At 51.3% G+C, this 13,361-nt stretch carries 14 protein-coding genes and 1 tRNA gene; 3 read left to right on the forward strand and 12 right to left on the reverse strand.

What is annotated here, in order from left to right:
* Nucleotides 1–66: 66 nt before the first annotated feature.
* The 8 genes from ACJA3I_RS08715 to ACJA3I_RS08750 form a co-directional block, all read right to left on the reverse strand.
* Complete coding sequence (locus ACJA3I_RS08715; protein ID WP_458862221.1) at nucleotides 67–1,038, reverse strand: aminopeptidase; 972 nt, start codon at nucleotides 1,036–1,038, stop codon at nucleotides 67–69.
* 68 nt (nucleotides 1,039–1,106) lie between these two features.
* On the reverse strand, nucleotides 1,107–1,751 hold the full coding sequence (locus ACJA3I_RS08720) for a M15 family metallopeptidase (protein WP_458862222.1): 645 nt from the start codon (nucleotides 1,749–1,751) through the stop codon (nucleotides 1,107–1,109).
* Between the two features lie 9 nt (nucleotides 1,752–1,760).
* The gene (locus tag ACJA3I_RS08725) at nucleotides 1,761–2,381 is read right to left on the reverse strand and encodes a redox-sensing transcriptional repressor Rex (RefSeq protein WP_458862223.1); all 621 of its coding nucleotides are present in this window, start codon (nucleotides 2,379–2,381) and stop codon (nucleotides 1,761–1,763) included.
* 305 nt (nucleotides 2,382–2,686) lie between these two features.
* Complete coding sequence (tsaD, locus tag ACJA3I_RS08730; protein WP_458862224.1) at nucleotides 2,687–3,715, reverse strand: tRNA (adenosine(37)-N6)-threonylcarbamoyltransferase complex transferase subunit TsaD; 1,029 nt, start codon at nucleotides 3,713–3,715, stop codon at nucleotides 2,687–2,689.
* Complete coding sequence (rimI, locus tag ACJA3I_RS08735) at nucleotides 3,712–4,185, reverse strand: ribosomal protein S18-alanine N-acetyltransferase (RefSeq protein ID WP_458862225.1); 474 nt, start codon at nucleotides 4,183–4,185, stop codon at nucleotides 3,712–3,714. The genes tsaD and rimI overlap by 4 nt, the downstream gene beginning before the upstream one ends.
* Nucleotides 4,185–4,637, reverse strand: a complete 453-nt coding sequence (locus ACJA3I_RS08740) for an arsenate reductase/protein-tyrosine-phosphatase family protein (protein ID WP_458862226.1) — start codon at nucleotides 4,635–4,637, stop codon at nucleotides 4,185–4,187. The genes rimI and ACJA3I_RS08740 overlap by 1 nt, the downstream gene beginning before the upstream one ends.
* Nucleotides 4,621–7,281 (reverse strand): DNA polymerase I, encoded by a 2,661-nt coding sequence (polA, locus tag ACJA3I_RS08745; RefSeq protein WP_458862227.1) that lies wholly within the window; start codon nucleotides 7,279–7,281, stop codon nucleotides 4,621–4,623. Before polA ends, ACJA3I_RS08740 begins: the two co-directional genes overlap by 17 nt.
* Nucleotides 7,282–7,483: 202 nt before the next feature.
* A tRNA-Gln gene (locus ACJA3I_RS08750) sits at nucleotides 7,484–7,557 on the reverse strand.
* Between the two features lie 391 nt (nucleotides 7,558–7,948).
* Here ACJA3I_RS08750 and ACJA3I_RS08755 point away from each other — a divergent pair.
* From ACJA3I_RS08755 to ACJA3I_RS08765, 3 genes are all read left to right on the forward strand, one after another.
* Nucleotides 7,949–8,197: an IreB family regulatory phosphoprotein gene (locus ACJA3I_RS08755; protein ID WP_458863840.1), complete on the forward strand. Its 249-nt coding sequence runs from the start codon at nucleotides 7,949–7,951 to the stop codon at nucleotides 8,195–8,197.
* A gap of 259 nt (nucleotides 8,198–8,456) precedes the next feature.
* On the forward strand, nucleotides 8,457–8,756 hold the full coding sequence (locus ACJA3I_RS08760; RefSeq protein WP_458862228.1) for a hypothetical protein: 300 nt from the start codon (nucleotides 8,457–8,459) through the stop codon (nucleotides 8,754–8,756).
* Between the two features lie 29 nt (nucleotides 8,757–8,785).
* Complete coding sequence (locus ACJA3I_RS08765) at nucleotides 8,786–9,664, forward strand: C40 family peptidase (RefSeq protein ID WP_458862229.1); 879 nt, start codon at nucleotides 8,786–8,788, stop codon at nucleotides 9,662–9,664.
* A 110-nt stretch (nucleotides 9,665–9,774) separates the two neighbouring features.
* Here ACJA3I_RS08765 and ACJA3I_RS08770 read toward each other — a convergent pair whose 3' ends face one another.
* The 4 genes from ACJA3I_RS08770 to ACJA3I_RS08785 all read right to left on the reverse strand — a co-directional run bounded on the left by ACJA3I_RS08770 (nucleotide 9,775) and on the right by ACJA3I_RS08785 (nucleotide 13,319).
* A complete protein-coding gene (locus ACJA3I_RS08770) occupies nucleotides 9,775–10,383 on the reverse strand; it encodes a stage II sporulation protein R (RefSeq protein WP_458862230.1) in 609 nt (202 codons plus the stop codon).
* Nucleotides 10,384–10,463: 80 nt separating this feature from the next.
* Nucleotides 10,464–11,333 carry a 4-(cytidine 5'-diphospho)-2-C-methyl-D-erythritol kinase gene (gene ispE / locus ACJA3I_RS08775; protein ID WP_458862231.1) on the reverse strand — a complete coding sequence of 290 codons (870 nt, stop codon included), beginning with the start codon at nucleotides 11,331–11,333 and terminating at the stop codon, nucleotides 10,464–10,466.
* An 11-nt stretch (nucleotides 11,334–11,344) separates the two neighbouring features.
* Entirely contained in the window at nucleotides 11,345–12,457 is a 1,113-nt protein-coding gene (locus tag ACJA3I_RS08780; RefSeq protein WP_458862232.1) for a DUF362 domain-containing protein, read from the reverse strand.
* 58 nt (nucleotides 12,458–12,515) lie between these two features.
* Complete coding sequence (locus ACJA3I_RS08785; RefSeq protein ID WP_458862233.1) at nucleotides 12,516–13,319, reverse strand: PHP domain-containing protein; 804 nt, start codon at nucleotides 13,317–13,319, stop codon at nucleotides 12,516–12,518.
* Nucleotides 13,320–13,361: the final 42 nt, after the last annotated feature.

A 13,361-nucleotide genomic window follows, 5' to 3' on the forward strand; every position in this document is an offset into this window, starting at 1 on the left:
AACCTATGACCAACCTGAAAATCTGTTATAGAAAAAACCGAAAGGCCGCGGCCTTTCGGTTTTGATTTATTCGATGCAGATTTCGCCGTCTTGCAGCAGTGTCACGCCATCTGCCGTTAAAGTGGGCTTTGTCATGATGAGATCATAATGACAGGCGGCTTTCAAATGACCGCCCAGCGTGATATTTGTTCCGATGCCGATATGCACGGAACCGCGCACGCCCTCATCTTCCAGCATGAAGCCGATGAAGCGGCAGCAGGGGTTCAGCCCCACCCCCAGTTCGGCCACATTATAAACATTCGCATCATTTTTTTCTTTTAAATCTTTTTCCAGCATCTGCGCCTGACGGCCGCCGCTGATCGAAACGATGCGTCCGTCTTCCACCCGGCATCGCACCGGTTCTTCCAAAAGCCCGATGCCGATATAAGGAATGCTGGCATCGGCCACGATCACGCCCTGCGCGGTTCCTTCCAAAGGCGACACATTTGCTTCCACCGTGGGAACAGGCGAAAATTCGCCCGGTTCCACCATGCAATACATGGCGTTGCCCCGCCGCCCTGCGGCAGAAAAAGTAAGATCGGTTCCATAAGGCGTTGAGAGATGCACCTTTTCGGCCCCCGCCAGAGCCTTGGCAATGGCTTTGCAGGTGGGCGCCACCGCGGGGAAATCGGCTTCCAGCCCGCCGTGGACCATCATGTCTTCACGGAACTGGGTCAGCACGACGCCGCGCGAACCGTTTTGGCAGGCTTCCTTCACCGCGTGGGTATGGGTAATGGAACGGCCCACCACGGCGATAAAGGCTGTGCTGCCCTTCATGGCTTCGGCCACCGCATGGGGCGGCTCCTGCCCATCCCGCTGTCTGGGCTGCATGACCATCATCACGGGCTCGGCTTTCGCGGCGCAGACAGCCGCGGCCACCGTTTCGGCAATGGGCAGTTTTTCGGGTTCTGTCACAATCAAAACCTGCTCGTTCTCTTTCACACCGATGCAGGTTTCGGCCACGGTTCGGGCCCCACGGGCCATTGCAATTTTGTTCATGATCGTTCTCCCTCGGCACAATAGTTAATTTTTTCAAAAATATCTTGTTCTTTAAACGCCGGCCCCGTTCAGCGGATGGGGAAATCAAAATAAGTATCGGGATAGGGTTCTTCTTTTAAAGTATAATGCCACCATTCATTGGCATAGAAGCAAAACCCGGCGTCTTCCATGGCTTTTCTCAAGCGGCTGCGGTTTTCTTCCTGAAGCGCCGTAAGCCCCGCCGCGCCATGATGCGAGCGTTCATCCATAAAATCGAAAATGGTGCCCATATCGGCTTCCTGATAGGTTTCGCTGTTGACAAGGGTCAGATCCACGGTGCTGCCGCGGCTGTGCCCTGATTTTTCAGAAATATAGCCGCGCTGAAAAAGCTGATCTTTTTCCACGCGGGGGTAATGCACCGTTTTGCGGCGGCAGTCAAGAGAATCTCTGCTCCATGCGGCGAAATGTTCCACCGCGCGGCAAGGGCGGTAAGCATCATAAAATTTCAAAAGCCAGCCCTGCCGTCGCAGCGCCGACGCCGCCTTTTGGCAAGCTTCGGCCGCCTGCTTCGTCATCACCGCCAACGGGCGTTCATAACCCGCGGCCGGTGCGCCCATGAAATTATCGGTGCCCGCATATTTGGCGTCGATGGTGCAATCTTCGATCCATTCATCGATATAAACAAAGCCTTCGGGCAATACGCTTTTTTCCACTTGCGATGTGCTGATATTCATAGCGCCGCCCTATATGCGATAGGAAAGCGTCATCAGGCTTTCGGCAAAATGAACATTTTCCACCGGCACATCCAGCCCATCCAGATGAAGATCCACATTGGTGAAATTCCAGATGCCGCGAATGCCCATGGTGCAAAGCTTTTCGGCCATATCGCGGGCCGCGGCGCGGGGCAGCGTTAAAATGGCGATATCGGGCTTATGGTCTTCGATAAAAGGGGTCAGCTTATCCATGCTGTAAACGGGCACGCCGGCGATGCTTGTGCCTTCCAGCTCCGGGATCACATCGAACGCGCCGATCAGCGCAAAACCGCAGCTTGTGAAATTGAAATTGGTCATCAGGGCGCGCCCCAGATTGCCGGCGCCGATGATAACGGCTTTGTGGTTTTGATCCACTTTTAAAATCTCGCGGATCGATGCGCGCAGATTTTCAACATTATAGCCATAGCCCTGCTGGCCAAAACCGCCGAAGCAGTTGAAATCTTGCCGAACCTGTGAAGCGGTCAGCCCCATCTTTGCCGCCAGCGCGCCGGAAGAGATCCTTGCTGTCCCTTCTTCATAAAGCTCATTCACATAGCTGTAATAGCGCGGCATTCTGCGGATGACCGCCATCGAAATTTTCTTCTCTTCCATTCAAATCTATCCCTTCGTTGATTGATTTTGCTTATTTGAAAACAGAACGCTTTGCGCCCCAAAATTTATCGATTTCATGATTCTACTAAATGTTATCAACAGTATCCACAGTTTTATGCACAATGGTTTTGCCCTTGATGCACAAGGCTTCTCTTTTCTTTTCCCCATCTTCCACAACGATATGTCAATTGTGTTTTTCAGCCCTGTTTCACCCTGTTTTTCATTTTCATAACATAATGTTATCAAGAAAAAATGCAAGAGGCATTTTATTCAAAAAAGAGAGAAAAAGATTTTATTTCTCTTTTTTACTCTGCTTTTGCGGAAACTTTTTCATTTACCGGCATGGTGGCAAAGCAATTTTGTGCAAGATCTGACACATTTCCCGCCGTATATTCATAAAAGGCTTGACAGGCGATCATGGAACCGTTATCGCCGCAAAGCGAAAGCGGCGGCAGATAAACCTTCATCCCATTATGAGCCGCGGCTTCTTGCAGCTTTTCGCGCAAAATGCTGTTGGCCGCCACGCCGCCCGCCGCCGCCAGGGTGGTTCGGTGTGTTTTGCGAGCCGCGTCGATCATTTTCGGCACGACGGCATCCGCCACGGCATGGCATACCGCGGCCGCCAGGTCTTCTTTGCAAATGGTTTCGCCCTTTTGGCTTGCGTTGTGGATCAGATTGATGGCCGCCGTTTTCAGCCCCGAAAAAGAGAAATCATAGGGATTGCCCGACAAGGCGGCGTGGGGCAGCGGATAATGAGAAGGATCGCCCCTGCGGGCCAGTTCATCCATGGCTTTGCCGCCCGGATAAGGCAGGCCGAGAGTCCTCGCGATTTTATCAAAAGCTTCGCCCGCGGCGTCATCGCGGGTAGTGCCGATCAGCGAAATGCCGGTATAATCCCAAACATCGGCCAAAATCGTGTGGCCGCCTGAGGCCACCAGCGCCAAAAAAGGCGGCTTGAGTTCAGGAAACGCCACATAGTTGGCCGCGATATGGCCGCGAATATGATGCACAGGCACAAACGGTTTTTCCAGCGCCTGCGCCGTTGCTTTGGCGAAATTCGCCCCCACCAGCAGCGCCCCGATCAACCCGGGGGCGCAGGTGGCGGCCACCGCGTCAATATCATTCAAAGAAAGATGCGCCTGTTTCACCGCTTCTTCCGCCACCATACTGATTTTTTCAATATGCTTGCGTGAGGCGATCTCAGGCACGACGCCCCCATATAGGGCATGCATATCCGCTTGAGAATAGACCACATCCGATAAAATATGCCGCCCGTTTTCACTGATCGAAGCGGCCGTTTCATCGCAGGATGTTTCAATCGCTAATATCTTCATTGTTCTATCGTTTCGCTTTCTACTTGATTTTCAGTCAGAAATAAAGTCATCAACAGGGCATCTTCTGTGGGCTGTTCATAATAACCGGGCCGCCTGCCCACCAAAACGAACCCCACTTTTTGATAAAGATGCATCGCCGCAAGGTTGGAAGGGCGCAGCTCCAGTTCCAAAAAGCTGAGTTTTTTCTTTTTGGCTTCTTCCAGAACGGCGGCCATCAAACGATGGCCGACCCCTTGCCGGCGCATGTTTTTCGCCACGGCGATATTGGTGATATGGCCTTCATCCAGAATGATATGAAGCCCGATATAGCCCGCCGCATGGCCGTTTTCCACATAAACAAAATAATGTGCCAAAGGGTTTTCAAGCTCCTGCCGCAATGCTTCCTTGCTCCATGGCATAGAAAAGCATTCCTGTTCCAGCTGCCAGAGCTCCTGCAGATGTTCTTCGCCCATTTTTGTGATCTGCCCCATTATGCTTCCCCCGCCTCGCGATGATCCATCCGTTTGCGAACCGCTTCTTCAATGGCTTCATAAGCGTTTCGATAAACTTCCGCATTGCCGCCGTAAGGATCGGGCACGCCATCGGGCGAAAGCAGCGAGGTTTTTTTGCCCCATTCGGCGTTGGCGTTTTCAATGGCGCGCAGGTGAGAAGGCGACATCACATAAATATGCTCCGCTTCTTCCAGCAGATAGGCCGAAGCCCCACGCGCGCGATGTTCTTTTATATCATACCCCAAATTTTGCGCGGCTTCAATGGCTGCCGGTGAAGATTCTTCACCGCTCACGGCGGCAAGGCCGCAGGATTCCGCGTGGACAGACATCCCCCGTTCACGCGCCAGCCGGTTCCACACCGCCGCCGCGAAAGGGCTTCTGCAGGTATTCCCCGTGCAGACGAATAAAACCATTTTATTTTTTTGCATCATACCAGTTCTCACCCATGCTCACTTCGGCCACCAGAGTAACCGATAACGAAATTGCCCGTTCCATTTCTTCCACCAGCAGGCGGCTGACCTGTTCGGCTTCTTCTTTCGGCGCTTCGATGATCAATTCATCATGCACCTGCAGCAATAATTTCGCGCGGAAATGCTCGCGCTGCAAGCGTTCATAGACCGCCACCATGGCGGCCTTGATGACATCCGCCGCCGTGCCCTGGATGGGGGTGTTCAGCGCCACGCGCTCACCGAAAGAGCGCAAATTGAAGTTTTTCGATTGCAGCTCGGGCAGATATCTTCTTCTGCCCCAGAGCGTGGTCACATAGCCATCGTTCTTTGCCTGCGCCTTGATGCGCTCCATATAATTGCGAACGCCGTGATATTTTTCCAAATAGCTGTCGATATATCCCTGCGCCTCTTTCGGCGAAACATGGATATCTTCAGATAAAGAAAACGCCGAAATGCCATAAACGATGCCGAAATTGACCGCCTTGGCATGGCTTCTCATGGCGTGTGTCACCATTTCCAGCGGCACCCCGAACACCTGTGAGGCGGTGACCGCATGGATATCTTCCCCTGTGCGGAAAGCGTTCTGCATGATGGGATCTTCCGCGATATGCGCCAGAATGCGCAGTTCGATCTGAGAATAATCCGCATCGATCAGCACGCATCCCGGGGCGGGAACGAAGCAGCGGCGGATCTCGGAGCCCAGTTCCTGGCGGATGGGAATATTCTGAAGATTCGGTTCTGTGGAACTCAGACGGCCCGTTGCCGTGACCATTTGCTGAAAAGTGGAATGGATCCTTCCATCCGCCCCGATCACCTTGTTGAGGCCATCCACATAAGTGGATTTCAATTTTGAAGTTTTGCGGTATTCGATCATGCAATCGATGATCTCATGGCTGCCCCGCAATTTTTCCAGCACCTCGATATCGGTGGAATAACCGCTTTTCGTTTTTTTGATCACGCGCAGCCCGAGCTTTTCAAATAAAATCACGCCCAGCTGCTTGGTGGAATTCAAATTAAAGCGTTCGCCCGCATATTCATAGATCTGCTCTGTCAAAGTGCCCAGCCGCTGTTCCAGCACGGCGCCGAATTCATTCAGCCGCTGCTGATCGATCAGAAAGCCGCGGCACTGCATATCAGCCAAAACCGTCACAAGCGGCAGTTCCACACGCTTGAGCAGGTCTTCCATGCCGTCTTCTGTCAGTTGCAGGGCCACTTTCCAATAAAGCGCTTCGATGGCGGAAACATGCTCAGCCATCACCTTGGCGGCCTCTGAAAGGCCGGCCAGCGGCGAAAACGCTTCTTCTTTTTGATATTCTTCCGCCGGGGTCAGCAAAACGCCCAGGCGATCGCGGGCCATTTTTTCCAGATCATAGCCGTTGGCGGTGGGGTCAAGCAAATAACAGCATAACGCCGTATCATAGAAAAGGCCCTTGGGTTCTGCGATTCCCCGTTCCATCAGCGCGCAAAAGACAGGCTTTGCATCATGGAATATTTTTTGCACCTTTTCGGAAAAAAGCGCGGCTAAAAAGCCGTCGTAGGTTTCCATATCGAAATCGGATTGAGCCAAGTAATAGGTTTTGCCTTCTACCCGCAGGGCGGCGGCGGCAAGATGCGCAGGGATGAGGCAGAAAACCTGTTTGGCCGCCTGCATCCGCTGTTTTAAAAGATCCAGTTCTTCACGGTTTGTGACCTGCTGATAACTGCCATCGGGCTGAAACGCTTCTTCTGCCGTTTTTTCGGCGGAAAGCCCAGGGGTCAGGCCCATCCTTTTGATCAGCGAAGAAAATTCAAGCGTTGAAAATTCTTCATACAGCCCTGTTTCATCCGTCTCACCGCGTTTCAGCTGTTCCAGCGAAACATCATCAATAGGCGCTTCCACATCGCCCAGCGCCAGATCATAGCTCATAAAGGCGTTTTCACGATCTGCCAGCAGCTTTTTGCGCACCGACGCCGTGATGGCATCGCTTTCGATGTTTTCATAAACGCCTTCCAGCGAACCGAATCGGGTGACCAGCTGCAGCGCCGTTTTTTCGCCGATGCCCGCAACGCCGGGAATATTATCTGATTTATCGCCCATCAACGCTTTGAGATCCACGATCTTATCGGGGGTCAGCCCCTCATATTCTTCGGCGAAAGCCGCCGCGTCAAAATTTTTATAAGTTGTCTGGCCCATGCGTGTGATGACCAGCTTCACCACCGCGCCCTGAGAAATAAATTGAAGACTGTCGCGATCACCTGTGACGATGACGCATTCTTCACCATTTTCATGGCATCGGCGCGCAAGCGTTCCCAACAGGTCATCGGCTTCATAGCCTTCTTTTTCCATGCGCGCGATCCCCATCAGATCTAAGATGCGCTTTAAGATCGGCATCTGGCAGGCCAACTCTTCGGGCATGCCTTTTCTTTGGGCTTTATACCCTTCATATTTTAAATGCCGAAAGGTTTTGGCGCGCATATCAAAGCAGACACAGATCCGCTCGGGCTGTTCTTCTTCGATCAGCTTTAAAAGCATATTCATAAAGCCGTAAACGGCGTTGGTATACATCCCGCTTTTATTGGTCAGCAGGCGAACCGCATAAAAAGCGCGGTTGATCAGGCTGTTTCCGTCAATTGCCATCATCTTCATCGGGCAAACCCTCCTGTGTTCTCCACCGAAACCAAACGGCAGGTGTTTTGAAAGCATTCTGCTCTTATTATCTTCGTTTTTCACGATAATTGCAAGCCAAATCCTTTTATCTGCGTTTTTTATGTGAAATTTACAATGATTTGTTTTATTTTACGCAGCGGAGAAAAAAATAAAACCACAAAACTTTCGTTTTGTGGTTTCGTGGCTGCGGAACAAGGATTCGAACCCTGACAGACTGATCCAGAGTCAGTTGTGCTACCATTACACAATTCCGCATGATTCAGTTGGTTTCACAAGCTTCACTCGTGAGCGCATGATTTATTATACTCGTTTTTCAGCCATTGTCAACACTTTTTTCAAGGATATTTCTTTTTCTTTCTTTTTGCCCGCATAAGCCCCGCCCCCGTCTGCCCACAGGCACTGCCCCGCGTCTTATGCCGGCGCAGGGCGCAGCGGCTGCGTTGGTTCTGCCTTTTTTCTTATTATTTTACTTATTATATAGTATTGCTCGTTAAAATTCCAGAATATGGCCGCCGCACCGACAAATCCTCCATCGAGATCGCGGCCGCACGCATGGATTTCTTTTCGCCTTTGTTTTTCAAATCTGCTTTACAGTTCCACTTTTATTGTGTATAATATCAGTAAGCTTTATTTTAAGGAGGGCACTATTTTGTTTGACGGAACAAGAAAATTCAGGATCACCGAAGATCCCAATGAAGAAATGAAGCAGATCCTTACAGCGGTTTATGATGCTCTCCGCGAAAAAGGCTACAACCCTATCAATCAAATCGTCGGGTATATCCTTTCCGAAGACCCCACTTACATCACAAACCACAATAATGCCCGAAGCCTGATTCGCAAGATCGACCGCGATGAACTGCTTCAAGAGCTGGTGCGCCGCTATCTGGCAGATTAATTCGTTATTTACAGAAATCCCTGTCCATAGCGGCGGGGGTTTCTTTTTTATCTGATCTGTCATATTTCGGCATAATTATGCACATTGATAACATGATATCGTCTTTAGCTTTTGCCAAATTACGGTCATTTATGCCTCCAAACCCCTTGATTTCACAGGGCTTACAAAAATCGAAGCTCATTTTTGTATATCTTTTGTAACTAATTCGTTTGACTTTTGTTACCGTTTTGATATAATAATGATTGTCGGAGGTAGATTCATGACAAACGCATCTAACCCGCAGTGGCCGCTTTCTTATAAGGGCCGCCCTTTAATGAGAAAAGACAGCACCATCTATTATGGCAGCATGACAGATAAATATATCATCATGTTAAAGGTCGTTTCGTTCACCAAGAACAAAGATCTTGAAGTTGCCGGCAAAGTTCGCGTTGAGCTTCAGCTCACCGATCCGGATATCAGTTCCGTAGATAAAGTTGTCAAATCCACAGAAAAAGAAGGGCTCTACAACGCAATGGATATTGCATCCATCTGGCTTGACAGAGCACTGAACCAAAAGTAAGATTCACCCGTTTACTATTGGAGGTATAAATGAACTATTCTGGTAAAAAGACGATTAAGACCCTGGTGATTACCGCGGCGCTTTCTGCGGCGGTTATGATGGGGGCTTCCGCTGCCGATGTTAAGGGCGGCATTGTAATGACAGATTCTTCGCTCAATTTCCGCAGCGCACCTTCTACGGCGGCTTCTGTGATCGATCAGATCGACGGCGGTTCCCGTGTTTGCGTGTTAGGCGTAGAAAACGGCTGGGCTTCGGTTGCTTTAAACGGTACCGTCGGCTATGTCAGCGCTGATTATCTGGATATCTGGAATGTGATGGGCTTAAACGGCGGCAGCGCTCAGGTAACCGCTTCTTCTCTCAATGTGCGCAGCAACCCTTCCATCGACGCAAGCGTTGTAACACAGCTTTCTCAGGGCGAAACCGTTACGATCACCGGCATTAACAACGGTTGGTATGGCGTTTCGTTTTCCGGCGGCGCAGGGTTTGTGCATCCCGATTACATAAAGCTGATCCCCTCTGCCGATAATTCCGCCTCTTCCGCACGCAGCGAAGTGATCTCTTTTGCCAAGCGTTATATCGGGACAAGATATGTTTATGGTGGTTCTTCCCCCAGCGGCTTTGATTGCTCCGGTTATACCTCTTATGTATTTTCGAATTTCGGCATCAACCTTTCTCACAGTTCTTCCGCTCAATATAGTTCCACTGCCCGCGTGAGCCGCGGTTCTTTACAGGCCGGCGACTTGGTGTTCTTTACAAACGGCGGCAGCGGCGTTGGCCATGTTGGCATCTATGTGGGCAACAATCAGTTCATTCATTCCCCCTCCCCCGGAAAATCCGTCTGCATCGACACAATGGCAAGCGGCTATTATGCTTCCCATTATGTGGGCGCAGGAAGAGTTCTGGATTAATCAAAACATCGAATTTTCAAGGAGCAGTTCAAAACGAACTGCTCTTTTTATATGCCCCGTTTTTTGTTCTCACATCTCTCACGCAATTGAATGGAAACGCTTCTCTCGCCTCAGGCATCGCCGCGCCACAGATGCTTCCACTGGCCATAAAGTTCTGCAATTTTGAATTTTGCCGCATAAGTAGTTCCATCCTTTGTAATAAAGCAGATCTCATCCTCGCTCATCCCGTTTTTCCGCGCGGTTTCTTTCATTTCTTTGGATGACGCAGGGTCGCAGAGGGGCGGCAGCAGCACGCACCACCAGTTCTTCCCTTTTGCGGGGCCGATGGTCACCCGCACCGCATCATAATAACCCGCCGGCATGGAAAAAGTATCATAGACCCTCGTGGTGAAATACATATTGGTGAATTCGGCATCCACCTTGTAATCGTAACCGCTTCGCGTTACTTCGGCCTGACCGGCCTGCCGCAGCCGCGCAAGGAAGTTTTCATCGATCTGTTCTTTTTTCATTCCGCCCATTTTTTCCGCTTCTTTTAAAACAACATCGCGCACACGCAGCTTGAGTTCTTGATCTTCTTTTTTGTCGCTGGCGGCGATCACATGCAGCCTTGTCACGCTTTCAGCCAAATTTTGCTGCGCCCGGATAGGCGAAACGCAGGCCAGCAAGGTAAACACAAAACCGCATATCAGCGCCAGTTCCCAGCGTTTTAATTTCATCATAAAAGGCACCTGTCTTTCTGTGATTTCTTGCTTCACAGTATAGACAGGTGCCCTTTTTCTTATTCTGATTTTGAAATTTTTTATGCTTCTGCCCCAACAGGCCGGGCCACCGCGGAAAAAATGCCGCTGCCTCGAAAACAATCGCGGGCGGCTTCCGCCTGTTTTTTCGATGAAAAAATGCCGTATACCGCCGAGCCGGAACCTGTCATCATGGCCCCCAGCGCGCCGTTTGCCAGCAATTTATCGCGGATCTCGGCGATCTGCGGTTTCTCGGGGATCGCCGCCGCTTCCATCACATTGCCCATCTGCGCCGCGATTTTCTTCAGGTCTCCCGTTTCCAGCGCGCCGATCATGGCGGCGGCATCGGGGTGAACAGAAGGCTCCACAGCATCCATCCGCTGATAAAGCTGCGCGGTCGAAATGGAAAAGCGCGGTTTGCAAACCACAAGAAAACATTCTTTCGGCATGCCTTTCACCGCCGTCAGCTGTTCGCCGATGCCCGTGGCCACAGCACACCCGCCCATCAGGCAAAAGGGCACATCCGCCCCCAGTGAAAGCCCCAGCGCATAAAGCTGTTCTTCTGTCAAAGGGCTGCGATATCTGCGGTTCAAAAGGCGCAAAACCATGGCGGCGTCAGTGCTTCCCCCCGCCATGCCGGCGCCCACCGGAATTCGCTTTTGCAGCTCGATGACAATATGTTCGCGCCGGCCGGTCAGCTTATAAAAAGCGTCGGCCGCCTTCCACGCGATGTTTCTGCTGTCGCAGGGAACATAAGGCAGATTGCAGCGAAGCTGAACGCCCGCTTTTGCGGCCGGGCGAATCAGAATCAGATCATAAAGTGAAATGGTCTGCATCACCGTTTCGATCAAATGATAGCCGTCTTCGCGCTTGCCTTTGATATCCAAAGTCAAATTAATTTTTGCATAAGCTTTGCCGCTTTGTGTCTGCATGGTCGATCCCCCTATAAATCAATGGCCTTCACCGGGCAAAGTTCGTGGCAGCAATAACATTTGATACATTTTTCGCGGTTGAGAACAGCCTTGCCGTTTTCGATGACGATCGCTTCGCCCGGGCAGGCTTTCGCGCAGGCGCCGCAGCCGATGCACCGGTTGGTGAAACGCGGTTCCGGCACAAAAAGGCGGCTCAACAGCGGGCGCATGAACGGCGGCATATAGTTCACAAAAGATCCGCTTTTTTTCAGCCCCGGCGCGGGAATAAAAGGTTCCGCCAGCGGCGGCACTTTTTCGCCCCATTGTTCCAGTTCGGCGGCGCTGCGCGGAGAAAGCTGCCGCTGCACCCCGATCTGCCAAACCGGCGACAGTTCTGCTTTCAGCCCGCAATGATGCATGGCGGCCACATCGGCCGCAAAGGGGTTTCGGCTGCCGATCAACACGCCGCCTTTTCTCACTCTGCCGCCCGAAGGGCCTTTGCCATCCATGCCTTCAATGCCGTCGATAATAGAGAATTCAGGTGCAACACAGCAGCATAAATCCACCAGAAGCCGCGCAAAATTCATTCTGTTGGGGTTTTGCGAATGGATCTTCGCTTTATTTAAACCGGGGATCACGCCGAAATTGTTTTTGACTGCGCCCGTGAAATAAGTGAGCATATGCGTTTTCATTTTGCCAATGCTCACGACCACATCGGCATCGGCCACAGGCGTGATGATATCAAAATTGCGCTGAACGCCTTCGCCCTGCCAACGCCGCTTTTTATGGGAATAATCACGGTTGAGCCTGGCGCCTGTTTTTTCCGCCACGGCGGTCATGCCGCAGGCGCGGTAAACATTCTGCATGGCGAGATCATTATAAGGCCCGCCCGGGCTGTCGGCAATGGTCACCTCGGCGCCCGCCGCCAGGAAATATTCCGCAACAGCCGCCACCACCGATGGATGCGCGGTGGTAGCCGTTTCGGGCTGACGCGCCATAAGCAGATTCACCTTCAAGGTGACCTTTTTGCCCTTTTTTAAAAATTTTTCCGCCCCGCCAAAGGCATCCAGCATTTCATAAACGGTCTGTTTCACCCGTTGTTCTTCATAATCGGGGCAAGAAGCCATATAAACCGCTCGATCCATCGTTCTCCTCCTTTTTATGCACCCTGCTTTTTCTATTTACAGCGATTCGTTGAAAAGTTCATCCGATGGGATGAAAAACCGGCTTTCGCTTTTCAAAAGTGACGATCTGTGAAAACCCTGCCCGCGCGATGAGCCTATAACTTTCGCGCAGCCCGCTGCCGCAATCTTTTGGGAAATGGGCATCGCTGCCGGCGGCGATCAGTTTGCCGCCGAAATCGCGGTAAAGCTCCAGCACCCATTGTTCGGGCCCGGGCTGGCCGATCCATTCGCGGCAGCCTTTGGCATTGACCTCTAACGCGCAATCGGTTTTCGCCAATTTTCTCATCAGTTCGGCGATCCTTTCGCGATAACGCCTCAGTGAAGGTTCGGGAAAAGCACCCTGCATCACGCGCAGCGGATAATCTAAATGAGCAAACACATCAAAATCGCCAAACGCCAGCAGATCTTCCAGATCATCGAAATAGCGCAGAAAACAAGCTTCGCAAACCGCATAATCGGTGTAATCAATGCTGTAAATATCCCGCCCGTCGCTGAGTTCATGCACGCTGCCTAAAACGATATCATAAGGATGTGCCGCCAGAAGGGCCTTGGCTTTTTCGGGGCTGCGCTGGGGCTGCCCCAGTTCCACACCATATAAAAGTTTCAAACGCGTTTCTTTTGTCTTTTGCTCTGTCATCTCTTTTTGGCAGGCCGCTTCTCCCCGGGCATAATAAGGGTCATACCCCTGCCACCCAAAATCGCAATGTTCTGTCAGGGCCAAAACCGCAACCCCATGTTCCAGCGCGCTGTGTATCATTCCGTTCACATCGGTTTTGCCGTCAAAAGAATATTTCGTGTGCGTATGCGTATCTGCAATAAACAAAAAACTGACCCCCACAAAAAATAAAATGTATAAATTTTCAAA

It is taken from the genome of Acidaminobacterium chupaoyuni, from assembly GCF_047936785.1.
Taxonomy (GTDB): Bacteria; Bacillota; Clostridia; order Oscillospirales; family Butyricicoccaceae; genus Acidaminobacterium; species Acidaminobacterium chupaoyuni.

Excerpts from the sequence above, each read along its gene's own strand:
- ACJA3I_RS08760 (WP_458862228.1), top strand. The coding sequence starts at position 8,457 with ATGACAAACGCATCTAACCCGCAGTGGCCGCTTTCTTATAAGGGCCGC.
- ispE (WP_458862231.1), bottom strand. The coding sequence starts at position 11,333 with ATGCAGACACAAAGCGGCAAAGCTTATGCAAAAATTAATTTGACTTTG.
- ACJA3I_RS08715 (WP_458862221.1), bottom strand. The coding sequence starts at position 1,038 with ATGAACAAAATTGCAATGGCCCGTGGGGCCCGAACCGTGGCCGAAACC.
- polA (WP_458862227.1), bottom strand. The coding sequence starts at position 7,281 with ATGAAGATGATGGCAATTGACGGAAACAGCCTGATCAACCGCGCTTTT.
- ACJA3I_RS08770 (WP_458862230.1), bottom strand. The coding sequence starts at position 10,383 with ATGATGAAATTAAAACGCTGGGAACTGGCGCTGATATGCGGTTTTGTG.
- ACJA3I_RS08765 (WP_458862229.1), top strand. The coding sequence starts at position 8,786 with ATGAACTATTCTGGTAAAAAGACGATTAAGACCCTGGTGATTACCGCG.
- ACJA3I_RS08720 (WP_458862222.1), bottom strand. The coding sequence starts at position 1,751 with ATGAATATCAGCACATCGCAAGTGGAAAAAAGCGTATTGCCCGAAGGC.
- rimI (WP_458862225.1), bottom strand. The coding sequence starts at position 4,185 with ATGGGGCAGATCACAAAAATGGGCGAAGAACATCTGCAGGAGCTCTGG.
- tsaD (WP_458862224.1), bottom strand. The coding sequence starts at position 3,715 with ATGAAGATATTAGCGATTGAAACATCCTGCGATGAAACGGCCGCTTCG.
- ACJA3I_RS08740 (WP_458862226.1), bottom strand. The coding sequence starts at position 4,637 with ATGATGCAAAAAAATAAAATGGTTTTATTCGTCTGCACGGGGAATACC.
- ACJA3I_RS08725 (WP_458862223.1), bottom strand. The coding sequence starts at position 2,381 with ATGGAAGAGAAGAAAATTTCGATGGCGGTCATCCGCAGAATGCCGCGC.
- ACJA3I_RS08780 (WP_458862232.1), bottom strand. The coding sequence starts at position 12,457 with ATGGATCGAGCGGTTTATATGGCTTCTTGCCCCGATTATGAAGAACAA.